Origin of the sequence: Staphylococcus arlettae, assembly GCF_025560845.1 — a bacterium.
Lineage (GTDB): Bacteria > Bacillota > Bacilli > Staphylococcales > Staphylococcaceae > Staphylococcus > Staphylococcus arlettae.
Genome location: NZ_CP094803.1, coordinates 1,352,253 through 1,376,114, shown reverse-complemented (window position 1 = coordinate 1,376,114; position 23,862 = coordinate 1,352,253). Strand labels below are relative to the sequence as shown.

Below are 23,862 nucleotides of genomic sequence, written 5' to 3'. Positions count from 1 at the left end.
TGTGACCATTTTTTATTGTTTGTTTTTGAATAATTTAGGTAACAATCGCTCGAACGTACGAGGTGCTAAATTATAAAATTTAAGTAATACATTCATCCAATAAGGTTTATTGATTTCTGTCTTTTTCCAAATGATACCATTAATAATATCTTTTGCTAATGTATCCGCATCAAGCATTATTGATTGATATTTTTGGGCGTATGTTAATGAAGGATCAGCTTTTTGATGAAATGCAGTATCAATCGGACCGGTATTCACAACCATGACATGGTAATTAGGATGCTCGAGACGTAATGCATTGAGTAATTGATTAAAAGCAGCTTTGCTGGCACCATAATGAGCAGCATATGCCTGTGTAATATGACTAGCTTGACTCCCTATACCGACAATTGTAGCTTTTGTAGCTAAATAAGGTTGCAAAACTTTAAATAATAAGTTGAAATGGACTACATTCAAATTATATGTGTCAGTGATTTCTTGGGCACTATGGTCAGATATAGATTTAAAGTAACCCATTCCTGCACTATAAATTAAGCCAGTAATCGTGGTGTTTTGAAAATATTGTTGCAACCCATTAATATCATCCATATTAAGTAAATCACATTCTATAATTTGCAATAAATTGTCTTCGTCTTTATTTTTTAATGCTGTTAATTTTTGTGGTGACCGTACTAAAACAGTTACTCTAACTTTTTGTTGTAGCAGTAACTTTAATAAGGATAACCCTACACCACTCGTAGCACCGGTCAAAACAAAGTGTTGACTACTCATTATAACGCTCCTTTATTTGTAATGATTTAATTATAGGATAAACGACATTGATATGTAAGTATCGACAGAAAATATTAGGAATATTCATTATCTATGTTAGTATAGAAACATCAAAAGATAAGGAAGTGTTGAAACTACATGAAACTAGTATTTTATGGGGCAGGCAATATGGCACATGCTATATTCACCGGCATAGTAAACTCAAATGTTATTGAGTCGAACGACATTTATCTAACGAACAGATCAAATGAAGGTGCACTAAAAGCATATGCAGAAGAATTAGGTGTGAACTATAGTTATGATGACCACGCCCTACTTGCTGATGCCGATTACGTTTTTTTAGGTACAAAACCATATGATTTTGAAAATTTAGCTGAACGCATAAAACCACATATTTCTCAACAAAATAAATTCATATCAATTATGGCTGGCTTACCGATAAGCTATATCCAAGAATTACTAGATACAAAAAATCCAGTAGCACGAATAATGCCAAATACAAATGCACATGTTGGACATTCGGTGACTGGTATAAGTTTTTCAAACAACTTCGGCCCTTCTTCAAAAGAAGAAGTAGATGAACTAATTAATGCATTTGGCTCTGTTATTGAAGTATCAGAAGATAATTTACACCAAGTAACAGCAATTACAGGAAGCGGCCCAGCATTTTTATATCATGTATTCGAACAATACGTAACTGCAGGTACGCGTTTAGGTTTAGAAAAAGACCAAGTAGAAGAATCAATTAGAAATTTAATTATTGGGACAAGTAAAATGATTGAACGTTCTGAATTGAGCATGGAACAACTGAGAAAAAATATTACTTCTAAAGGCGGTACTACGCAAGCAGGTTTAAATGCCTTATCGGAATATGATATTGAAGGTATTTTTGAAGATTGTCTACGTTCTGCAGTTAATAGAAGTGTAGAATTATCAAATCAAGATGACGAAGTTTAAGGGAGTGGGACAGAAATCTGATTTTGAAAAAATGATTTCGTCGTCCCACCCCGGCAAGGGTGACTAGCGTTGAAATAAGCTTGGTTTAAAGCGCATTTTCAATGCAGTCAGCTACTGCCAATATGAAAAAGGTTTCGAATAAAACATGAAGTGGGACAGAAATCTGATTTTGAAAAAATGATTTCGTCGTCCCACCCCGGCAAGGATGACTAGCGTTGAAACAAGCTTGGTTTAAAGCGCATTTTCAATGCAGTCAGCTACTGCCAATATGAAAAAGGTTTCGAATAAAACATGAAGTGGGACAGAAATCTGATTTTGAAAAAATGATTCCGTCGTCCCACCCCGGCAAGGATGACTAGCGTTGAAACAAGCTTGGGTTGAAGCGCATTTTCAATGCAGTCAGCTACTGCCAATATGAAAAGAGACTAGGACAATTAATATTGTCCTAGTCTCTTCAAACTGTCGATAAAGTTTACAACTTTGTTGGCAGTTTTTTTGTGTACACATTCTGTGGTCACTGCCTTAGCCTGTAGTCTTCGGCAAGTGCCTTTTCCGCAGGAGTCGGCTAAAGCACTGCTAATTATTAAAATAAATAATAATTAGCTATCATTTATTACGTATAGTCGATGTAATGTTAAATTTAGACATTGTGTATGAACTGAGATGAAGTAGTCCAAGGCTACTTCATCTATTTATATTTGGTAAGAGTCAAAATCATTAACAAATTGAAAACTTGGTAATGTGTCACCTTGCAATAAGTCATTATATATTGCTTCCACCTCTTCAAGTGTATATCGATTGCTAATATGTGTTACTAGACTATGCTTAACATTAGCTTTCTGCATTAAAGCAAACACATCTTCAATGTGACTGTGGTGATAATTATTCGCTAAAGTTTTGTCGCCTTCTATGTATGTACTTTCATGCACCATAACATTCGCATTCAATGCAATTTGATATTCATTTGCGCAAGGTTTAGTATCTCCAAATATAGCAACTATGGGTCCCGGTGTCGGTGCCCCTTTAAAATCACAAGAATTGTAAATAACGTCTTCAAACTCAAACGTTTCGTGTTCTTTTACTTCTTGATACTTAGGTCCCGGTTCTAGCCCTATTGATTTTAAAGCTTGGACATCTATCTTACCAGAGGTTTGTGGTGCTTCAATACGGTAACCGAATGAAGTTATACCATGATTTAAAATATCTGCTGTAACTGTAAAACCATTATGCTGATACGCAAAATGATTGTCGAGTTCAATAAATGTCAATGTGTAATTCAATCTTGATTCAGATAAAGCTAATGTTGTTTCGACAAATGATTTTATCCCTTTAGGACCTATAATAGTCAATGGTTTGCCTTCCCCACCTTGGAACGAACGACTTGTTAATAAGCCGGGTAGTCCAAAAATATGATCACCATGCATATGTGTTATGAAAATATGGTCTATTTTGCCTAACTTTATGGAATGGTGTAAGATTTGATGTTGTGTAGCCTCACCAACATCAAATAACCATATATTATTAGAATAAGGTTCTAAATTAAGTGCGATAGATTGTGTATTACGTTCTTTCGTAGGTAAGCCAGCACTTGTGCCGAAAAATGTGATTTCCATGAACGTGCCCCCTCTTCTTGAATACATTTTAGCATATAAAATTAAGAATGTTATAGTAAAGAAAAAATTGATTATAAGCAAAATGGTATGAACTATACGATTAATTAGTCTATAATTAAAGAAGATTTTAAAAAAGAATCGAGGTTTTTATCTTGAGTACTAGAAATAAGAATATACCATGTTTAATAACAATATTCGGAGCAACAGGTGATTTAAGCCACAGAAAACTATTCCCATCGTTATTTCATTTATACCAACAAGAAAATTTAAATGAGCATATTGCGATTATCGGTATAGGTAGAAGAGAGTTAACTAACGATGATTTCCGTAGTCAAGTGAAATCATCAATTCAAGAACACGTTAAAAACACCAAGCATTTAGATAAATTTATGGAACATGTTTTTTATCACAAACATGATGTGAGTGATGAAGCAAGTTATGAATCTCTACTAGAGTACAGTAATAAATTAGATAAAGAATTTAAATTAGAAGGCAATCGTCTATTTTATTTAGCGATGGCTCCAAAATTCTTTGGTGTGATTTCTGATTACTTAAAATCTTCTGGATTAACAAATACAGATGGTTTTAAACGTTTAGTGATTGAAAAACCATTTGGCACAGATTTGGCTTCAGCTGAACAATTAAATGAACAACTTCGACGTTCATTTAAAGAAGAAGAAATATATAGAATTGACCACTATCTTGGTAAAGATATGGTACAAAACATTGAAGTTTTACGTTTCGCAAATGCGATGTTCGAACCATTATGGAATAATAAATACATTTCAAATATACAAGTCACTTCTTCTGAAGTATTAGGCGTCGAAGATCGTGGCGGGTACTATGAATCAAGTGGTGCACTAAAAGATATGGTACAAAATCATATGTTACAAATGGTCGCATTATTAGCTATGGAGGCCCCTATTAGTTTAAACAGTGAAGACATTCGTGCTGAAAAAGTAAAAGCATTAAAATCTTTACGTAAATTAGAACCGGAAGAAGTAAGCCAAAACTTTGTACGTGGTCAATATGATAACGGTGTTATTGATGGACAAGAAGTAAGAAAATATCGTGATGAAGATCGTGTTGCTGAAGATTCAACGACCCCTACTTTTGTCGCTGGTAAATTGACAATTGATAACTTTAGATGGGCTGGTGTACCATTCTATATTCGTACAGGTAAACGTATGAAGAGTAAAACGATTCAAGTAGTTGTTGAATTTAAAGAAGTACCTATGAATTTATACTATGAAACAGATAAAAAATTAGATTCTAATTTATTAGTAATCAATATTCAACCAAATGAAGGCGTATCATTGCATTTAAATGCTAAGAAAAATGTTCAAGGCATTGAGACAGAACCTGTACAATTATCTTATGCTATGAGTGCACAAGATAAAATGAATACAGTTGATGCTTATGAAAACTTATTATTTGATTGTTTAAATGGTGACGCTACTAACTTTACTCATTGGGAAGAATTAAAATCAACTTGGAGATTTGTCGATGCTATTCAAAATGAATGGGATCAAACAGCACCTGAATTCCCTAACTATACTGCTGGTTCTAATGGACCATTGGAAAGTGATTTACTATTAAGTAGAGATGGTTTCCATTGGTGGGATGATATTCATTAATAATTAAAAGCACAAAAAAGCGATAACACAGTGTCTTTTTACACTGATGTTGTCGCTTTTTTCTTTGTTCCTTTTTGTGTTATTATTTTAGTTATTGGAAACACCAACGCTACAAATTTTATAGGGCAAAATGTTACACACCAATATAGGTGTTATTAAGCTTCAAATAAGGTAAACTATACATAAGTAATAATAAGATTTTTTATAAAACGAAAGCAACTTTTGTAACATAGTTTCTGTTGCTTTATGATTTCGGCTTTGTAAGTTTTAGGGGTGAAAGTTTTGGACGTTATCAAGCAAATTCAGCAAGCAATCGTTTATATTGAAGACCATTTGCTAGAACAATTTCATTTGCAAACATTGAGTGATTACGTAGGTCTTTCACCTTATCACTTAGATCAATCATTCAAAATGATTGTTGGTTTATCACCGAGTGAGTATGCACAAGCACGAAAAATGACTGTTGCTGCACAAGAACTTCTTGATGGATCAGGTCGTTTAGTTGATATAGCAAAAAAATATCATTATGCAAATACGAATGATTTTGCATATGATTTTAGTGATTTTCATGGTATTTCACCATTACAAGCAAATGCTAAAAAAGAACGATTAAAAGTACAAAATAGGCAATATTTGAAAGTAACTACCACTGAAAAAGCACCTTATACATTTAGATTGGAAATAACTGCTGGTCTGAATTTGGTAGGTTATGCAAAATTCATTAACTCTGTAGATATTGAAAATCCTTTTAAAGTACCTGACTTTTTAGAAGATTTAGTGATAGAAGGTAAAATAACTGAGTTGCAGCGCTATAATAATATGAGTCCACATGAATTATATGTTATTAGCTGCCCTTTAGAATATGGCGTAGAAATATTTGTAGGTGTGCCGAGTGATCGATACCCTGAGCATTTAGAAAGTCGTTATTTACCAGAACGACAATACGCTAAGTTTAATTTACAAGGTGAAATTGATTATGTAACAAATGAGGCATGGCACTATATCGAAACAAGTTTACAATTATCATTACCTTATGAACATAACAGTTTATATGTAGAAGTGTATCCTTTCGATATTTCCTTTGAGGATAGCTTTACAAAAATACAATTATGGTTACCTGTAAATCAACAAGATATTTGATTAGAGGCTGGGACATTATAAATTCGCTCCAGCCTCTTTAAATTGTTGTAAGTTTTTGTGCACGCTTTCAGTGGGCACTGCCTCAGCCTGTAGTCTTCGGCCCACAGGAGTTGGCATAAATCACTGCCAACAGGATATAGATTATATGTATCAGATGATTCGATTGGTCGACATTACTCCTACTAAGTTAATATACGAAATCACTACTATTTTGACAAAGCTATTTAAATAAAAAATAAACAAATCCTTCGCAAATTAATGCAAAGGATTTGTCTACGTTATGGAGGCTAGGACATCATTGATTTGTTCTAACCTCTTTTTATATTGGCAGTTAGCTGACTGCATTGAAAATGCGCTTCAAACCAAGCTTGTTTCAATACTAGTTGGGACGACGAAATCATTTTTTTCAAAATCAGATTTCTGTCCCACTCCATGTTTTATTAGAAACCTTTTTCACATGGGCAGTAGCTGACTGCATTGAAAATGCGCTTTAAACCAAGCTTTTTTCAACGCTAGTCATCCTTGCCGGGGTGGGACGACGAAATCATTTTTTCAAAATCAGATTTCTGTCCCACTCCCTGTTACCATTATAATTTAATTACTGCTGCTTCAAAAGCTTGTAAATTTTGTAAATCAATATCACCATCATAATTATGTAATATTGTTTGTGGTTTATTACTATTATTATCTAGCGATAACTGCGCATTTTTATCAGTTAAATTTCCAACTATTAAGTAAGTTATGTCATTTAATTTACGAGTATAAGCAAAAACCTGACTATTATTTTCATCAACTAAGTCAAACTGACCATAAGTGAACACATCATCCGACTTTTTAACTTTAATTAAGTCCTTATAGAAATTTAAAATTGAATCTGGATCTTCAAGTTGTTGTGCCACATTAATATCTTTATAGTTTGGATTTACTGGGAACCAAGGTTCAGCAGTTGAAAAGCCAGCATGTTTATCAGTGTTCCACTGCATAGGTGTCCGACCATTATCTCTGTTTTCCATTTTATGTTTGTGTAACAAGGCTTCTGTGTCGCCACCTTGAGCTTTAACAATATTATATTCATTTATAACTGCAACATCATTAAAGGTTTCAATATGCTCGAAAGGATAGTTAGTCATACCTATTTCTTGTCCTTGATAAATGAATGGTGTCCCTTGTTGTAGGAAATAGACGATTGCATGGCTTGTTGCAGATTCATACCAAAATTGTTGATCATCTCCCCAAGTTGATACTCGGCGTGGTTGATCATGATTTTCGATAAATAAGGCATTCCAACCGTTATTTTCTAGACGTTTTTGCCATGTAGCTAAAACATTTTTATATGCTAATACATCAAAGCTACTTTCCCCTGTTTGCCATAATCCTAAATGTTCAAATTGGAAAATCATATCGAATTTACCTTCATTTTCACCAACCCACAGGTGTGCATCAGCGGGGCTAACACCATTAGCTTCACCAACAGTCATAATATCATAATGATCTAAGCTACCCTCTTTGACTTCTTGTAACCATGTATGAATACCTGGTTGATTCATTGCAGCATCAAAAGCTGGTGCAAATTTCTGCTGATTCGTTGTTGGTAAATTGCCTTTGTCGAATGACTTTTTAATATGAGTGATTGCATCTACTCTAAAACCATCAATTCCTTTATCAAACCACCAATTCATCATTGAAATGACAGCTTGTCGCACTTCTGGATTTTCCCAATTCAAATCAGGTTGTTTTTTGCTGAATAAATGGAAATAATATTGCTCAGTTTTTTGATCATATTCCCATGTAGAACCATTAAAAATACTTTCCCAATTGTTTGGCTCACTACCATCTGGTTGTGGATCTTGCCAAATATACCAATCCCTTTTAGCATTAGTTTTACTGGAACGTGATTCGATAAACCATGGATGTTCATCGGAAGTATGATTAACAACTAAATCTAGAATTAACCTCATCCCTTTATTATGCACAGCTTCTAACAAAGCATCAAATTCAGCCATAGTACCAAATTCATCCATAATATCAAAGTAATCACTAATATCGTAACCATTATCATCATTTGGCGATTTGTACATTGGGGATAACCAAATAATATCGATCCCTAAGTCTACTAAATAATCTAATTTAGCAATTAGTCCATTTAAATCACCTATACCGTCGTTATTTGAGTCATTAAAACTTCTTGGATAAACTTGATAGGCAACTGCTTCTTTCCACCATTTTTTAGTCGTCATTTTAGACCTCCGTTTTAAAATAGATTAATTAAAATATGTATAGATATGGATTGAAACATTAATTATATAAAAATAGTTTAAGAAATGTAATCGATTCCATATATGTTGAAAAGCAAAGCACTCTCAATGAGTGCTTATGCTAAATATAATTAGTCTTCAATCCATTGTGTATGGTAAACACCTTCACGGTCTTTACGTTCATAAGTGTGTGCACCAAAATAGTCACGTTGTGCTTGGATTAAGTTTGCTGGTAAGTCTTCAGAGCGGTAACTATCATAATAGTTAATGCTTGCTGAGAAACCAGGTGTTGGTACACCATTTTGCACACCAGTTGCAACTACATCACGTAGTGCATCTTGATAATTTGTTACGATATCTTTAAAGTATGGATCTAGTAATAAATTTTGTAAGTTTGAATCATTATCATACGCATCTTTAATTTTTTGTAGGAATTGAGCGCGAATGATACAACCTTCTCTCCAAATCATAGCTAAATCGCCTAATTTTAAATTCCAGTCGTTGTCTTCACTAGCTTTTTTCATTTGTGTGAAACCTTGTGCATATGAACAAATTTTACTCATATATAAAGCTTTACGAATTTTTTCAAGGAATTCCTCTTTATTACCTGTAAAGTTTGTACTAGGACCATTTAATTGTTTAGACGCATTTACACGTTCTTCTTTTATAGAAGAGATAAATCTTGCAAATACTGATTCAGTAATGATTGTTAATGGAATACCTAATTCTAATGCGTTAATAGATGTCCATTTACCAGTACCTTTTTGTCCAGCAGTATCTAATATTTTTTCAACAAGTGCTTCATCAGAACCTTCGTCAAGTTTTGTGAAGATATCACCAGTGATTTCGATTAAGTAACTAGAAAGTTCTCCTGCATTCCAGTCTTTGAATGTGTTAGAAATTTCTTCATGAGACATTCCTAATAAATCTTTCATCATTGCATAGCTTTCAGCAATTAATTGCATGTCAGCGTATTCGATACCATTATGTACCATTTTTACATAGTGGCCAGCGCCATTAGGGCCAATATAAGCAACACATGGTGCGCCATCTTTAGCTTTTGCTGAGATAGATTCAAGTATATCACTTACTTTATCAAATGCTTCTTTTTGTCCACCTGGCATTAAAGAAGGACCTGTTAATGCTCCTACTTCACCACCTGATACACCCATACCAATAAAGTTAACGCCGCTTTCAGCTAAAGCTTTATTACGTCTAATTGTATCTTGATAGTTTGTATTACCACCATCAATAAGAATGTCGTCGTTATCTAATAACGGTAATAAGCTATCTATTGTTGCATCTGTAGCTGGACCAGCTTTGACCATCAATAGAATCTTGCGGGGTTTTTCTAAAGAATTAACAAACTCTTCAATTGAATATGTTGGATGGATATTTTTACCTTCGGATTCTTTTACCATTTCATCTGTTTTTTCAGATGAACGATTGAATACTGAAACGCTATTACCACGTGATTCAATATTCCAAGCAAGGTTTTTACCCATTACTGCTAAACCTACTACACCAATTTGTTGTGTCATATTACTAACCTCTCTTATTAAAGTTTACATGTTTATTGTATCACAAAGCAGTAATCACATCACTAAATGAGTTTCTAACCTTGATTAGCAATTTGTGTGATTTTAAGTAACTGCTGAGCTAATGCTGTTAACGATTTTATCTCCATACGTTCTTCAGTTGTGTGTATAAATTCATAACCAACACCTAAAATCACTGTAGGAATACCATAGCCATTAATAATATTACCGTCGGATCCACCTCCAGCAATAACTGTTTGTGGTTCTAAATTTAATTGTGTTGCACTAGACTGTGCTACTTGTATAACTTTACTTTGGTCATCAATTTTAAAACCTGTGTAGGTTTGGTATGTCTCTACTGTTGCTGAGCTTCCGTAATTCGTAGCGGTCGCTTCAAATATTTTTTTCATATGATTAATTTGAGCTTCTACTTTTTGTGGAGAATGGGAACGTGCTTCTGCTTGTAAAGTTACTTTATCTGCAACGACATTTGTTGCAGAGCCACCTTCAAAACGACCAATATTTGCTGTCGTTTCATGGTCAATTTGACCTAAATGCATATTGCTAATGGCTTTTGCAGCTATGTTAATAGCACTTATTCCTTTATTTGGTGTACTTGCATGTGCCTTTTTACCATGTATTGTTGCTACTAATTTCATTTGTGTCGGGGCACCTATAACAGTAGTACCGACAGGAACACTGGCATCTACTGCATAACCGTATTCTGCATCTAATAATGTACTATCTAATACTTTAGCGCCTTCTAGCCCAGATTCTTCACCTACAGTTATAATAAACTGTATTTGTCCGTGTGCAATATCATAATCTTGTAATGTATGTATTAATTCTAAGATTGCAGCTATGCCAGCTTTATCATCTGCGCCTAAAACTGTAGTACCATCAGAATAAATATATCCGTCTTCACTTATTACTGGCTTGATGTTTTTACCTGGTGCCACGGTATCCATATGACTAGTAAAGTAAATTTTATCGCTATTGTCATGTGCATTATATGGTGCTAATGTACAAATTAAATTATTGGCTCCGAGATATTCGTATGACCCGGCGTTATCTTCTGTGACTTGCACATGTAATTGTCGGAAGTATGATTTTAAATATTCTTGAATCGATGCTTCATATCCCGATTCAGAATTAATCTTAACTAAATCTAAAAAATTATTAATTAAACGTTCTTGATTGATCATAGTTCCACTCCTAAAATATGTGTTTCTGCATAGTATTAGTATTATAGTCATTATTGTTAAGTGTAAACAAAATTAGTCATTTACGAAACATATTTGATTACTTCCATTCATCAGCAATATATTATAAAATATGCTTATATTAACAATTAGAGTAAACTATGTATTGTGGATAAGATATTATAAGTTTTACGGAGGAATTTTAAGTGAATAATAATAAAGTATTAAGAGTTATCATTGTGGTCATGCTCGTTGCAGTAGTATTAGCTTTGATTTTATCAAGTTTTGCTCCAATGATGGGATAGTAATTAAAAAGAACCTAAGTGAATTAATGTTACTCACTTAGGTTCTTTTTATGCACTGTGTGATTCATGATGCATTTTTAAAGATCCGAAATCTGATTTGATTAGTAAATATTCTTCCAATTCATTTAACAACTGCATAAGACTAGCTCTTGTTTGTAATGCGTTTTGTGATTGTGGTAAAGGCATTTTGTCTAATTCAAGTCGAATTTCATATAATGAATGTAAACGCAGTAAAGTATAATCATTACTATTCACATTTTCGGCTATTTCTAATAATAAGTTACTTAATTGGTCTAATAATAAATCTGAACACTCTATATTTTGCAACATGTTTTGAATTCTGCGTAACAAATCAAGCTGCTCCTCACGCATATCAAAATAATGATAATATGAGTTTTCATTTCTGCCAAAATGATTTTTAACATCTCTAAAAGCAAGTGATTTTGCTTTTTTGATGGTAAATTGGATTTGAGAAAACGATAAATCTAATGAACGGCTCGGATCTCTACATACTTCGCTATATGTTTTAAAAACTTCTGTAAAATAATCTTCAATTTCATGCTTATATTGTTTTAAATTTTTATCTAAGCTTGGCATAATCATATTCATTAAAAAGGCTATACCTAAACCTACAATTAATAATAAAATCTCATTGAAAAATAAATTTATATCAATAATTTGTGCGTTAAAGACATGAAGCAAGATTACGCAACTGGTTACTATACCTTCTTGAACCTTTAAAACTACTGTTAGCGGTATAAAAAACAGTACGATAAGACCTAGTATTAGTGCGTGTTGTCCGAAGTAATTAAAAATAATTGAACCAAATATCAATATTAGCGTACAACATACAAAACGTGAAGCTATTGCTTGTACAGAATGAACTTTTGTATGCTTTATGCAAAGTACAACTAAAATGGCACTAGAAGAAAAATTATCTAACCCTAACAGTTGTGCAATAATAATTCCTAGTGCCATTCCAATGGCCGTCTTTATCGTCCTAAATCCTATTTTATATGGATTTAAACGTGGCATGATATTTGGCCTCTTTATCTTTCTTCGCAGTATTTATCGAATAAAGATTGTAATTGCGTAATAACATCCATCACATCGTGACCTTCTATTTGATGACGTTCTATCATTTCAGTAATTTGTCCATCTTTAATTAATGCAAATGATGGACTTGAAGGTGCATAACCTTCGAAGTAATCACGTGCTTGTTGTGTTGCTTCTTTATCTTGACCAGCAAAAACAGTCACTAGGCGATCCGGGAGCGTATCATAGTGTAGAGAATGAGCGGCTGCTGGACGAGCCATACCACCTGCACATCCGCAGACTGAGTTTACCATTACTAAAGTAGTGCCATCTTGTTGTAATACTTTATCTACTTCTTCAGCAGACGTTAATTGTTCATATCCCGCTTCGACCATTTCGTTTCTAGCTTGGTCTACGACATCATTCATATATAAATCGAAATTTAAATCCATAACCAGGTCACCTTCCATATCTTTATTAATATCATTATTTTACTAATTTCTTGGTAATTGTTCAACCCGCGTGTTTCACATGCATAAAAATAGGAGTGAGATAGAAGAACAATTTGTATCGTTTCTTAATCTCGCTCCAATAAAGATTTTTTAATTAGTTTTGCTTAAAATATACTTGTGTTTTCAATTGAATATTGTTCGATACGTGATTTTACATAATTCATAAATCTACCAGCTTGTAAGCCATCTAAAATACGATGATCAATAGATAAACATAAATTAACCATATTTCGAATAGCAATCATATCATCAATTACGACAGGCTTTTTGATAATTGATTCAATTTGTAAAATTGCTGCTTGTGGATGATTAATAATGCCCATCGATGATACTGAACCAAATGTTCCAGTATTGTTAACGGTGAATGTACCACCTTTCATATCTTCGCTACGTAATTTTTTATAGCGTGCTTTTTGGGCTAAATCATTTACTTCGCGAGCAATACCCTTGATTGATTTTTCATCAGCATTTTTAATTACAGGTACATATAATTTATCTTCATCAGCAACTGCAATAGAAATATTCACATCTTTATGAATAACAATTTCATCATTTTGCCAGCTACTATTTAACAACGGAAATGCTTTTAATGCCTCTGCAACAGCTTTTACAAAGAATGCAAAGAATGTAATATTGTAACCTTCTTTTGCTTTAAAACTTTCTTTATGATAATTTCTCGTATTTACTAGATTAGTAGCATCTGCTTCAATCATCATCCATGCATGTGGAATTTCATTAACGCTATTGACCATGTTTTGCGCGATTTGTCTACGTACACCATTTACTGGAATAGAGGAACCAGCCTGTTGTGTAGCTATGCTGCTTTGGTCATCGACAGTTGGCGTCGGCGCATTAACAAAATGCGAAGCCTCTTTAGCTGTACCTTCCTTAATGGCCTTTTCAATATCTTTTTTCGTGACACGTCCTTCAAATCCAGTCCCTACAACTTGTGATAAGTTAATTTCATTTTCAGATGCAAGTTTAAATACTACAGGTGAAAAGCGCCCATTATTATTCGGTTTAGTAGAATCTTGTTGAACTGACTCTGTTTCAGATGGAGTTTCAGTAGGTGTTGATGTTGTAACCTCTTCATTATTAGCTGTAGTTGATGCTTCTTCCGTAGACGCTTCATTTTCTACTGCCAAGTGACAGATCACTGCTCCAACTTCTACAACTTCACCTTCATTCACAGTAATTTCTGTAATAGTTCCGGCATATGACGATGGCACTTCCGCAGTAACTTTATCTGTTATAACTTCACATAACGGGTCATATTCTTCTACAGTGTCACCGACCGATACTAACCATTGTTCAATTGTACCTTCATGCACACTTTCACCTAGTTTAGGCATTTTAATTTCCATTGTGAGGCCTCCTTAGTATTCTGCTAGTTCTCGCATTTTTATTTGTATTTTGTCAGGATTCATCATAAATTCATCTTCTAACGGTGGAGAAAATGGCATAGATGGTACATCTGGTCCTGCAAGACGCATAATTGGCGCATCTAAATCAAACAAGCAATTTTCAGCGATTATAGCTGCTACTTCTGACATTACACTACCTTCTAAATTGTCTTCTGTAACGAGTAAGATTTTTCCTGTTTCTTTAGCTCTTGCGATAATTGTTTCTTTATCTAGTGGGTAAACTGTACGTAAATCAACAACTTCAACGCTTATATTTTCTTCGGCAAGCATGTCAGCGGCTTGAATACAATAATTTACACATAAACCATAAGTGAAAACAGTAATATCATTACCTTGTCGTTTAACATCAGCTTTACCAATTGGCACTGTGTAATAATCTTCAGGCACTTCTTCTTTCAATAAACGATACGCTTTTTTATGTTCAAAGTAGAGTACGGGATCATTTGATTCAATTGATGCTAATAACAACCCTTTTGCATCATAAGGATTTGAAGGAATAACAATTGTTAAACCAGGTGTAGAAGCGAAGACACTCTCGATACTTTGTGAATGATATAAGGCACCGTGAATACCACCACCAAATGGCGCGCGTATTGTTAAAGGACAACTCCAATCATTGTTAGAACGATATCTAACTTTAGCTGCCTCACTCATAATTTGATTGGTAGCTGGTAAAATATACTCAGCAAATTGTATTTCTGCAATTGGGCGTTTTCCCATCATTGCTGCACCTACACCAGTTCCTACAATGTTAGACTCTGCTAACGGTGTATCGATGACACGTTCGCTGCCATATTTTTGTTGCAGACCTAATGTAGCACCAAAAACGCCACCTTTTAAACCAACATCCTCACCTAATATAAATACATTGTTATCTTGGTCCATAGCTTGGTCCATAGCTTGATGAATAGCTGCTAAGTAAGTTAATTTAGCCATTGTTGACGCTCCCTCCTTCATAGACATAACTATAAGTTTCTTCTGGAGATGGATATGGTGCTTTTTCTGCTTCTTTTGTTGCTTGATTGACAATCGATTTATGTTCTTGCTCTAAATCATCTAACCATTGTTCGTCGATGATGCCTTCATTTAATAAAAATGCTCTAAATGATGCATTACAATCTTCTGTTTTCAAACTATCTAACTCTTCTTTAGAGCGATAGCCACTGTCATCATCATCAGAAGAATGTGCTGTCATACGTGTACACATTGCTTCGATGAGTGTTGAGCCGCCACCATTTAACGCACGTTCTCTTGCTTCTTTCATCACCTTATACATTGCAATTGGATCATTACCATCAACACGCTCACCGTGAATACCGTACCCGATAGCTCTATCAGATAATTTTTCCGCACCGTATTGTAATGACTCTGGCACAGAAATAGCATATTTGTTATTTTCAATAACACAAATAAATGGAAGTTTGTGAACGCCTGCAAAATTAAGTCCTTCATGAAAGTCTCCTTGGTTAGAAGTACCTTCACCTAAAGTTGCTAATGCAATATTAGCTTGTTTATCCATTTTTAATGATAATGCAGCTCCCACACCTTGTAAGACCTGTGTACCTACGGGCGAACTTTGTGATAATATGCCAATTTTTTTATTGCTGAAGTGTGCTGGCATTTGCTTACCACCTGAATTAATATCGTCACGTTTACCAAATGCAGAAAGCATTGTATCAAGTGGTGACATTCCTAAGTAAGTAACAAGTGCTAAATCTCTATAATAAGGTGCAGAAATATCACCATCTTTCATCGCTAAGCCCATACCTATTTGTGCTGCTTCTTGGCCTTGACAACTTATGACAAAAGGTATTTTACCGGCACGATTAAGTAACCACATACGTTCATCTAATTTACGACCTAAGTCCATCCATTTATACATTAATTTTAAGTCTTCTGTTGAAAGACCTACATCTTTATAATCAAACATGAAATTTCTTCCTCCTTATTAAACGTGAATTGATCGATTTTCAACCTTTAAGCCTAACTCCATTAATACTTCTGACAATGACGGGTGAGCATGTGTTGTTAAACCAAGTTCTAATGTTGAGCCATTCATAAATTGTAACAATGATGCTTCATTGATTAATTCAGTTACATGCGGTCCTATCATATTAATACCTAATACAGTATCATGGTCTTGATCAATCACGATTTCACAAAAGCCACTTTGGTTTTTAGTATCTTCGATAACAGCTTTGCCAATTGCTTTAAATGGCACTTTTACTGCTTTAGCTTTGTAACCTTCTGCTTTGGCTTCTTCGACATTCAAACCTAACGAAGCAACTTCTGGTTGTGTATATATACATCTAGGCATAATTTGATAATTTATTGGTAAAGGCGTTTGGTCAAACATATGTTCAACAGCAACCATCCCTTCTTTAGAACCAACATGTGCTAGTTGTAATTTACCGACACAATCACCTGCAGCATAAATATGTTGGTCGGCTGTTTGTTGATAGTCATTTGTAATAATATGACCTTTATCTGTTGTTTGAATTTTTGTATTGTTTAATCCAATATCTTCAGTTCGAGGTTTGCGACCAATAGCAACTAATACTTTATCAAAACGTTGTTCAGATTCTGCAATTTTAATTTCAATTATATCATCTTGTTGTGAAATATCTTCTGCACTGAGCTGCACTTTTTCATGAAAAGTTACGCCTCGTGTTTCTAAATCTTGTTTTAGTGTTTTTGCGACAGTCTTACTTTCTGTCGGTGCGATTCGCTCACCTGCTTCAATAACAGTTACGTCTACACCAAAATCTGTCATCATCGATGCAAATTCTAAACCTATAACACCTGCACCAATAATTGCTAAATTTTGAGGAAGATTTTGTAAGTTAAGTATATCGTCACTCGAAAGAACAACTTGATGATCAAAAGGTAAAAATGGTAATGACAGAGGCTCAGAACCAGTAGCGATTAATACATTTGAGTTTGGTATTAATTCCGATTCCCCATCTTCATATTCAACGGAAATAGTACCACTTTGTGGTGAAAATAGAGATGGTCCTAATATACGACCATTTCCGTTAAATACGGCAATTTCATTGTATTTCATTAATTGTGAAACACCATTATGCATTTGTGATACGATTTCTTGTTTTCTCTCTTGTATTTTTTCATAATTAAGCTTAAATGAATCAACATCTACACCAAAATCGGATGCATGATTAATTGTGCGCATCACTTCTGCTGATTTGAGTAAGGCTTTAGTTGGAATACAACCTTTATGTAAGCATGTTCCCCCTAATAAGGAATTTTCTACTATAGCAACTTTTTTACCTAATTGAGTTGCTCTTATTGCAGCAACATAACCTGCAGTTCCTCCACCTAAAATTACTAAATCATATTGTTCTTTTGACATTATTTGTGCTCCTAACTAACATTTATTGACGTGACATTTCTTTTTTATCGTAAAATACAAGGAATGTGTAAACAATCAAGTTACCGCTAAAATCAACATATGTCACTTTGAATGAGTACATAGTGATTTTAGCAGTATACAAAATGTATGTCTTTGTGTAATTTCTACTTTTGTTTTTTATATTAGTTATGTAAACATTTTCGTTTTATTATGTTTACAGTTTAACTTATTTTATTAATTTATAAAAATGATAGCAATTAAATTAATTTTGTTATTGCTTTTTGAGTCTTAAACTAAAATATAATGAATCTAACATATTGCTTTTGCTATCAGCTTTTGAAGTGGCAACGATTGGAAAATTAGTACCTAGTACTAAACTAACCACAGAAGCGTCCCCGAAATATGAAAATGACTTATATAGTGCATTTCCTACATCTATATTAGGCACAATCAATACATCAGCATCACCTGCTACTGGGGATTTTATTGATTTTCTTATTACGCTTTCCATACTTATAGCATTATCAAAAGCGAGTGGTCCATCTATTAATAAATATGGTCTTACACTTTTTGAAAAGTGTTGTGTTACTTCTTGTGCATCAACAGAAGAAGTGACTTGTGAGTCCACACCATCTACTGCAGATAACATAGCTACTTTTATTTTGCTATATCCTAAGTTTTGAGTAAATGTTAAAAGGTTATCAATAATTTTTATTTTATCAGACACTGTAGGATTGTTATTAATGGCCACATCGCTTAATAATAACATCTTATGGTACTTTGGTATATTAAAACAAGCTACATGGCTTAATATCTTATTGTTAAGTACTAATGATGGATATTGGTTGAGGAATGATATCAATTTTGTTGAATCAATATTCCCTTTCATCAATACTTTAATTTTACCGTTAATTAAATCGCTGGCAACAGTCTGAAACAAGTCAATTTCATTATCTAAAATTTGCGTAGATATACGTAATAAATATTGGGTATCAATATCAAAAGAACGCAATAACTCAGTTAAATCTGTAGTATCATACAGGTAAATATTTACGTTCGTTGTTTTTAGAGCTTCAATTGCGACTGACATAATTTTCTCGTTATTGGGAAAAATGATTGCGACATTACCTTCTAAAGACGAAGTGTTTTGTACTAAATGTTGATATTGCATTACATTCAACACCTTTCAAGTGTATTAATAATACTCTCATTGGCATAGTGTTGGTTAGTATTTAACGATTTTGTTCAATCATTTCTTTTGCATTTTGTCTCGTGATTTCAGTTACATTAGCCCCAGATATCATACGAGCTACTTCATCAATACGTTTATCATCTGTTAGTTCAGTGACTTTTGATGTTGTTCTATCTTCATGTGCGACTTTACTTATAAGTAAATGATGATCACTCATTGTTGCAACTTGTGGTAAATGGGAAATGCAAATGACTTGTATATGTTGTGCAATTTCTCTCATTTTTTCTGCCATTTTTTGTGCAGCCTGTCCGGAAACACCTGAATCGACTTCATCAAATAAAATTGCAGTTTGGCCACGTGATTTAACAAATATACTTTTTAAAGCTAACATGATTCGGGATAATTCACCACCGGAAGCAATTTTATTTAAGCTTTTTAACGGTTCACCTTTGTTAGGGCTTATTAAAAATTCGACAAATTCTATACCTTCTATGTTCGGTTCATCTAATGGTTTAAAAGAAATTTCCAAATTAGCATCTTTCATTTGTAAATTTTGAATTTCCGCTACAATATGATCACGTAATGTTTGTGCTACAGCTCTACGTTCTTGTGATAGCGCCTTACCTTTAGATAATACTTGTTGATATAAGGATTGAATTTCTTCTCTTAACTGTGAAGTACTCTCTTCATAATTTTCTATTTTATTAATTTCGTTTTCTATTGTTGTTTGATAACGTATTAGTTCACTAATATCTTTACCATATTTTCTTTTTAAATTATTTAGTAAGTTCATACGTGACTCTAACTCGTTCAAATATTGTTCATCAAATTCAGTATTTGACAATTCATCATAAATTTGGTGTTTAGCATCTTCTAATGTGTAGTAAATTTGGTCCACATTTTCTTTTAGACTGTCATATTTGTTCGGTAATATATCATTAATAGTCTGTAATTGGTGGCTAAATTCATATAATCTATCTGTGATAGCATGTTCATCAGTTAAAGTCATATGAGCATTATTCAATGCTAAGTTTAGATTTTCAGAATTTTGAATACGTTTAATATCCATCTCTAATTGCTCTGTTTCACCTTCAACAAGGTTCGCTTCTAACAGTTCATCATTTTGAAATTTCAATAAATCTAAACGTTGTAATAATGCTTGATCTGCACTTTCCAAATCATGCAACTCTTTCTTTTTAGCTTTGTAAGCTTTAAAGGTCTGTGTATAATCATCAATTAATGATTTATACTGATCCTCTGCATAATGGTCTAATAACTGTAGATGGTATTTTTGTTTAAGTAAAGTTTGCGTTTCATGTTGTCCGTGTATATCTAGCAATTCTTGCATTACTCTACGTAAGTCTTGTAACGTAACAATTTGATTATTGATTCTACACATACTTTTGCCAGAGCTGAAAATTTCTCGTTTAACTAGTAAAAAATCTTCCGTTGTATCTATAGCTAAATCATGCAACACAGCTATAGCTTCTTGACTATTATCAATATCAAAGATACCTTCTATAACCGCTTTTTTCTCACCGTGACGTACATAGTCAGATGAAGCTCTCATACCAATTAACTGGCCTATAGCATCAATAATAATTGATTTTCCAGCACCAGTTTCACCACTAAGTACAGTTAAGCCATCACCAAATTGAATTTCTAATTCATCAATGATGGCAAACTGTTTTATTGATAAGGTTTGCAACATTGTAAAATCACTTCCCTCTAACTATAATAAATTAAAGATTCTAGTTTTAATGTTTTCACTTGCCTCTTTATCACGACAAATAATCAAACAAGTATCATCACCACATATAGTACCCAATACTTCATCCCAAGCAATCTGGTCTAAAATTGCTCCAATTGATTGTGCATTACCAGGCAGTGTTTTAAGCACTAGTAAATTCTCTGTTCCATCAATGTTGACAAAAGAATCCATTAAATAGCGCCCTAGCTTTTCTAAAGGGTGGTATTTGCGGTCATTTGGTAAACTATAAACATATTGTCCTGTAGGCGTTGGAACTTTAATTAATTGTAATTCTTTAATATCTCTTGAAACAGTCGCTTGCGTAACATTTAATTCATATTCATTTAAGCGTTTAACAAGTTCATCTTGCGTTTCAATTTTTTCATTAGAAATAATTTCTCTAATTTTAATATGTCTAACTGACTTTTTAGCCATGATAACACCTCTATATACGAATATTTATACATTGATTTTATCATACAGCGATATTATCTACTACTAAGAATGTATATATAACTTGGCAATTTAGTTAGATTCTTTACTGGCCAGTGTTTCTACCTGAAATAGTTGCTAATATAAATAAATTAACTGTATAAATATAAAATTGTTGTTTCGGTTAAATAAAAATAAAATAGGTTGGAATAAAAGTATATTAGTAATGGCTATATTGTAATACCATTATAATTGCTACAGTAATATACTTTATATCACAACCTATTATTAACTAGTGATCTCTATTAACGAATAGTTCAATGATATATTTCAAATTGGATGTATCATATTGTTGCTCAATTTGAGCTAAACAATCATAAGCAGCATCGGTGTGATGTTGTAGTTTTTCTTCAGCACCGTCTAATCCTAATAATGAAACATAAGTACTCTTATGATTTTCTAGATCACTTCCAACAGACTTACCTAACTTTTCTTCGTCGCCATATATATCTAGCAAGTCATCTTTGATTTGGAACATCAGTCCAATATGATCACTATATTCATACAATGCATCAGCAACATGATTTTCTACCTGTGCAATGTCAGAAGCAGCCATGACGGCAAATGTAATTAAGGCACCTGTTTTAGTTCTATGAATTTGTTCTAACGTAGCTAAATCAATTTGTATTTCTTGATTTTCGCTTTGCATGTCTAATGTTTGTCCGCCAACCATTCCTAAATGACCACTTGCTTGTGACAAGCGTTGTATTAATTTCAGTTTAACGGAGTCAGATAGTGTTTCGTCATGCGACACGACATCGAATGCTTTAGTTAATAAAGCGTCTCCAGCTAAGATCGCTTTCCATTCACCATAAACTTTATGATTAGTCAGTTTGCCTCTGCGATAATCATCATTGTCCATTGGTGGTAAGTCATCATGAATTAATGAATAAGTATGAATCATTTCTAAGGCGAGTGCCGGTGATAATCCTTGTTCATGGTTACTAGTCAACATATCTAATGTTAATAAAAGTAAAACTGGGCGAATACGTTTGCCTCCAGCTTCCAATGAATAACTCATACTTTCTTCTAAGTTAGTTGATAAAGGTGATTGTGGTATTATAACTGCTATTGCATTATTAATTTCTTCAGTGAATGTGTTAACTTTTTGTTTCATTATCTTGTTCCTTTACTTCTTCGTCTTCTTTAATTAATTCATTGACTTTTTGTTCTGCATTTTTTAATGTTTCATCACAACTAGCAGAGAGTTTCATACCACGCTGATATAATTCTAATGACTCTTCTAAAGATACGTTCTCATTATCTAACTTTTGAACGATTGTTTCTAGTTCTTCCATCATTTCTTCAAAACTTTGTTTGTTACTCATCTTTACACCTAACTTTCTTTACTTGAGCCTCAACGATACCATCTTTCATTGTTAATTCAATATTATCATTTTCTTTTAAATCTTGTGTACTTGTAATTACTTGTTCATCTTTATTTACAATTGTATAACCTCGCAACATTGTGTTAGTTGGACTTAAAGTATTAAGATTATCCAATTTACTCGCAAGTGTTGTTTTTTTGTTATGGAGCTGAGCGTGAATAATTTTAGTTAATTCTTGTTGTTTTTGAAGCGTTTGATTACGATGTGTCACAATATTTTGTTTAAAAGTTTTTAAATTAAATTGACCTTTTAACAATGATAATTGTTGCTTATTATTTTGTAACGTTAGCTGCATATTCAATTTTAATTGTTTCTCTAAATCATCACGCTTTTGAATTTGCTGGTCATAAAGTAATGATGGTGTTTTAAATTTATAATAAGAAGCTGTATGTTCTAAATATTTACGTTGTTGTTGAACATGTTGTTTAATATTTCGTGTTAAAAATAATTTAACTTGGCGAAGCTGTTGATGCAATTCGTATTGATCAGGTGTAGCGATTACCGCTGCCTGTGTAGGCGTTGCTGCCCTAATATCAGCTACAAAATCACTTAAAGTAAAATCAGTTTCGTGTCCTACAGCAGAAATAATGGGCTTAGGACAATTAAATATTGCTTTGACAACTTCTTCTTCATTAAAGTTCCACAAATCTTCTATAGACCCGCCACCTCTACCAATGATGATAGTATCTACATCTAATGATTGAGCGTATTGAATCTTTTCAATGATATCTTGTTTAGCTTGTTCCCCTTGAACTAATGTACTGATTTGTACTTGCTCAGCAAGAGGATATCTATTATTAATCGTTGAATAAATATCACGGATTGCTGCACCTGTACTTGCTGTGAGAACAGCTATTTTTTTGGGGTACTTTGGTATCTCTTGTTTATGCCGTTCATCAAAATAACCCGCTTCAGATAATTTTTTCTTTAATGCTTCTAGTTTTTGATATAAATTTCCTACGCCATCCATATGCATTTTATTTACATATATTTGATAGTTTCCTCGACGCTCATAAACAGAGACACGCGCCTCAAGTAATACTTGGTCGCCTTCCTTAGGTGTAAAATCTAGCTTTGCTGCAACGCCTTTGAACATCATCGCATTAATCACACTATTCTGGTCTTTAACATTGAAATACAAATGTCCGCTAGAATGCTTTTTAAAGTTGGACAATTCGCCTTTGATTAATACAGATTGTAAATGAGGGTCTTGATCAAATTTATATTTAATATATTTTGTTAAAGCAGAAACACTTAAATAGTCAGCCATGTTATCTACCA

20 protein-coding genes are annotated in these 23,862 nt (G+C 33.4%); 3 read left to right on the top strand and 17 right to left on the bottom strand.

Annotation, left to right across the window (positions count from 1 at the left end):
• Positions 1 to 12: 12 nt before the first annotated feature.
• Complete coding sequence (locus tag MUA37_RS06685) at positions 13 to 771, bottom strand: SDR family NAD(P)-dependent oxidoreductase (protein ID WP_021458756.1); 759 nt, start codon at positions 769 to 771, stop codon at positions 13 to 15.
• Between the two features lie 138 nt (positions 772 to 909).
• Here MUA37_RS06685 and proC point away from each other — a divergent pair, with 138 nt between their 5' ends.
• Entirely contained in the window at positions 910 to 1,728 is an 819-nt protein-coding gene (gene proC / locus MUA37_RS06680) for a pyrroline-5-carboxylate reductase (RefSeq protein ID WP_021458755.1), read from the top strand.
• A 692-nt stretch (positions 1,729 to 2,420) separates the two neighbouring features.
• Here proC and rnz read toward each other — a convergent pair.
• Positions 2,421 to 3,341: a ribonuclease Z gene (rnz, locus tag MUA37_RS06675; protein ID WP_107380431.1), complete on the bottom strand. Its 921-nt coding sequence runs from the start codon at positions 3,339 to 3,341 to the stop codon at positions 2,421 to 2,423.
• A 152-nt stretch (positions 3,342 to 3,493) separates the two neighbouring features.
• On the opposite strand from rnz, the gene zwf reads away from it, so the two are divergent.
• Together zwf and MUA37_RS06665 are read left to right on the top strand one after the other, a co-directional pair.
• Positions 3,494 to 4,978, top strand: a complete 1,485-nt coding sequence (gene zwf / locus MUA37_RS06670) for a glucose-6-phosphate dehydrogenase (RefSeq protein WP_002511211.1) — start codon at positions 3,494 to 3,496, stop codon at positions 4,976 to 4,978.
• A 282-nt stretch (positions 4,979 to 5,260) separates the two neighbouring features.
• A complete protein-coding gene (locus MUA37_RS06665; protein WP_002511212.1) occupies positions 5,261 to 6,118 on the top strand; it encodes an effector binding domain-containing protein in 858 nt (285 codons plus the stop codon).
• A 587-nt stretch (positions 6,119 to 6,705) separates the two neighbouring features.
• Here MUA37_RS06665 and MUA37_RS06660 read toward each other — a convergent pair.
• The 15 genes from MUA37_RS06660 to xseA form a co-directional block, all read right to left on the bottom strand.
• Positions 6,706 to 8,355 carry a glycoside hydrolase family 13 protein gene (locus MUA37_RS06660; protein ID WP_262624391.1) on the bottom strand — a complete coding sequence of 550 codons (1,650 nt, stop codon included), beginning with the start codon at positions 8,353 to 8,355 and terminating at the stop codon, positions 6,706 to 6,708.
• A 149-nt stretch (positions 8,356 to 8,504) separates the two neighbouring features.
• Entirely contained in the window at positions 8,505 to 9,914 is a 1,410-nt protein-coding gene (gene gndA / locus MUA37_RS06655) for an NADP-dependent phosphogluconate dehydrogenase (RefSeq protein ID WP_262624390.1), read from the bottom strand.
• A gap of 74 nt (positions 9,915 to 9,988) precedes the next feature.
• Positions 9,989 to 11,116, bottom strand: a complete 1,128-nt coding sequence (locus tag MUA37_RS06650) for a M20/M25/M40 family metallo-hydrolase (protein WP_262624389.1) — start codon at positions 11,114 to 11,116, stop codon at positions 9,989 to 9,991.
• Between the two features lie 350 nt (positions 11,117 to 11,466).
• Positions 11,467 to 12,453: an aromatic acid exporter family protein gene (locus tag MUA37_RS06645; RefSeq protein WP_021459941.1), complete on the bottom strand. Its 987-nt coding sequence runs from the start codon at positions 12,451 to 12,453 to the stop codon at positions 11,467 to 11,469.
• Between the two features lie 14 nt (positions 12,454 to 12,467).
• Entirely contained in the window at positions 12,468 to 12,905 is a 438-nt protein-coding gene (gene brxB / locus MUA37_RS06640; protein WP_002509727.1) for a bacilliredoxin BrxB, read from the bottom strand.
• Positions 12,906 to 13,069: 164 nt separating this feature from the next.
• The gene (locus MUA37_RS06635; protein WP_107373492.1) at positions 13,070 to 14,329 is read right to left on the bottom strand and encodes a dihydrolipoamide acetyltransferase family protein; all 1,260 of its coding nucleotides are present in this window, start codon (positions 14,327 to 14,329) and stop codon (positions 13,070 to 13,072) included.
• A 12-nt stretch (positions 14,330 to 14,341) separates the two neighbouring features.
• Positions 14,342 to 15,325, bottom strand: coding sequence for an alpha-ketoacid dehydrogenase subunit beta (locus MUA37_RS06630; RefSeq protein WP_021459939.1), 984 nt, complete (start codon positions 15,323 to 15,325; stop codon positions 14,342 to 14,344).
• Positions 15,318 to 16,319: a thiamine pyrophosphate-dependent dehydrogenase E1 component subunit alpha gene (locus MUA37_RS06625; RefSeq protein WP_142019644.1), complete on the bottom strand. Its 1,002-nt coding sequence runs from the start codon at positions 16,317 to 16,319 to the stop codon at positions 15,318 to 15,320. Before MUA37_RS06625 ends, MUA37_RS06630 begins: the two co-directional genes overlap by 8 nt.
• Before the next feature lie 18 nt (positions 16,320 to 16,337).
• A complete protein-coding gene (gene lpdA, locus MUA37_RS06620) occupies positions 16,338 to 17,759 on the bottom strand; it encodes a dihydrolipoyl dehydrogenase (RefSeq protein ID WP_142019643.1) in 1,422 nt (473 codons plus the stop codon).
• Positions 17,760 to 18,030: 271 nt separating this feature from the next.
• A complete protein-coding gene (locus tag MUA37_RS06615; RefSeq protein ID WP_142019642.1) occupies positions 18,031 to 18,930 on the bottom strand; it encodes a phosphate acyltransferase in 900 nt (299 codons plus the stop codon).
• 61 nt (positions 18,931 to 18,991) lie between these two features.
• Positions 18,992 to 20,662, bottom strand: coding sequence for a DNA repair protein RecN (gene recN, locus MUA37_RS06610; protein WP_002509734.1), 1,671 nt, complete (start codon positions 20,660 to 20,662; stop codon positions 18,992 to 18,994).
• 21 nt (positions 20,663 to 20,683) lie between these two features.
• A complete protein-coding gene (gene ahrC, locus MUA37_RS06605; RefSeq protein ID WP_002509735.1) occupies positions 20,684 to 21,136 on the bottom strand; it encodes a transcriptional regulator AhrC/ArgR in 453 nt (150 codons plus the stop codon).
• 289 nt (positions 21,137 to 21,425) lie between these two features.
• Positions 21,426 to 22,310, bottom strand: a complete 885-nt coding sequence (locus MUA37_RS06600; RefSeq protein ID WP_002509736.1) for a polyprenyl synthetase family protein — start codon at positions 22,308 to 22,310, stop codon at positions 21,426 to 21,428.
• On the bottom strand, positions 22,294 to 22,521 hold the full coding sequence (locus tag MUA37_RS06595) for an exodeoxyribonuclease VII small subunit (protein WP_002509737.1): 228 nt from the start codon (positions 22,519 to 22,521) through the stop codon (positions 22,294 to 22,296). Before MUA37_RS06595 ends, MUA37_RS06600 begins: the two co-directional genes overlap by 17 nt.
• Positions 22,514 to 23,851 (bottom strand): exodeoxyribonuclease VII large subunit, encoded by a 1,338-nt coding sequence (gene xseA, locus MUA37_RS06590; protein ID WP_002509738.1) that lies wholly within the window; start codon positions 23,849 to 23,851, stop codon positions 22,514 to 22,516. The genes MUA37_RS06595 and xseA overlap by 8 nt, the downstream gene beginning before the upstream one ends.
• Positions 23,852 to 23,862 lie beyond the last annotated feature (11 nt).

Coding starts and splice junctions, on each gene's coding strand:
- MUA37_RS06635 (WP_107373492.1), bottom strand. CDS start 14,329: ATGGAAATTAAAATGCCTAAACTAGGTGAAAGTGTGCATGAAGGTACA.
- brxB (WP_002509727.1), bottom strand. CDS start 12,905: ATGGATTTAAATTTCGATTTATATATGAATGATGTCGTAGACCAAGCT.
- xseA (WP_002509738.1), bottom strand. CDS start 23,851: ATGGCTGACTATTTAAGTGTTTCTGCTTTAACAAAATATATTAAATAT.
- MUA37_RS06625 (WP_142019644.1), bottom strand. CDS start 16,319: ATGTTTGATTATAAAGATGTAGGTCTTTCAACAGAAGACTTAAAATTA.
- lpdA (WP_142019643.1), bottom strand. CDS start 17,759: ATGTCAAAAGAACAATATGATTTAGTAATTTTAGGTGGAGGAACTGCA.
- MUA37_RS06650 (WP_262624389.1), bottom strand. CDS start 11,116: ATGATCAATCAAGAACGTTTAATTAATAATTTTTTAGATTTAGTTAAG.
- recN (WP_002509734.1), bottom strand. CDS start 20,662: ATGTTGCAAACCTTATCAATAAAACAGTTTGCCATCATTGATGAATTA.
- MUA37_RS06615 (WP_142019642.1), bottom strand. CDS start 18,930: ATGCAATATCAACATTTAGTACAAAACACTTCGTCTTTAGAAGGTAAT.
- proC (WP_021458755.1), top strand. CDS start 910: ATGAAACTAGTATTTTATGGGGCAGGCAATATGGCACATGCTATATTC.
- MUA37_RS06645 (WP_021459941.1), bottom strand. CDS start 12,453: ATGCCACGTTTAAATCCATATAAAATAGGATTTAGGACGATAAAGACG.
- MUA37_RS06600 (WP_002509736.1), bottom strand. CDS start 22,310: ATGAAACAAAAAGTTAACACATTCACTGAAGAAATTAATAATGCAATA.
- MUA37_RS06660 (WP_262624391.1), bottom strand. CDS start 8,355: ATGACGACTAAAAAATGGTGGAAAGAAGCAGTTGCCTATCAAGTTTAT.
- MUA37_RS06630 (WP_021459939.1), bottom strand. CDS start 15,325: ATGGCTAAATTAACTTACTTAGCAGCTATTCATCAAGCTATGGACCAA.
- gndA (WP_262624390.1), bottom strand. CDS start 9,914: ATGACACAACAAATTGGTGTAGTAGGTTTAGCAGTAATGGGTAAAAAC.
- MUA37_RS06595 (WP_002509737.1), bottom strand. CDS start 22,521: ATGAGTAACAAACAAAGTTTTGAAGAAATGATGGAAGAACTAGAAACA.
- MUA37_RS06685 (WP_021458756.1), bottom strand. CDS start 771: ATGAGTAGTCAACACTTTGTTTTGACCGGTGCTACGAGTGGTGTAGGG.
- ahrC (WP_002509735.1), bottom strand. CDS start 21,136: ATGGCTAAAAAGTCAGTTAGACATATTAAAATTAGAGAAATTATTTCT.
- rnz (WP_107380431.1), bottom strand. CDS start 3,341: ATGGAAATCACATTTTTCGGCACAAGTGCTGGCTTACCTACGAAAGAA.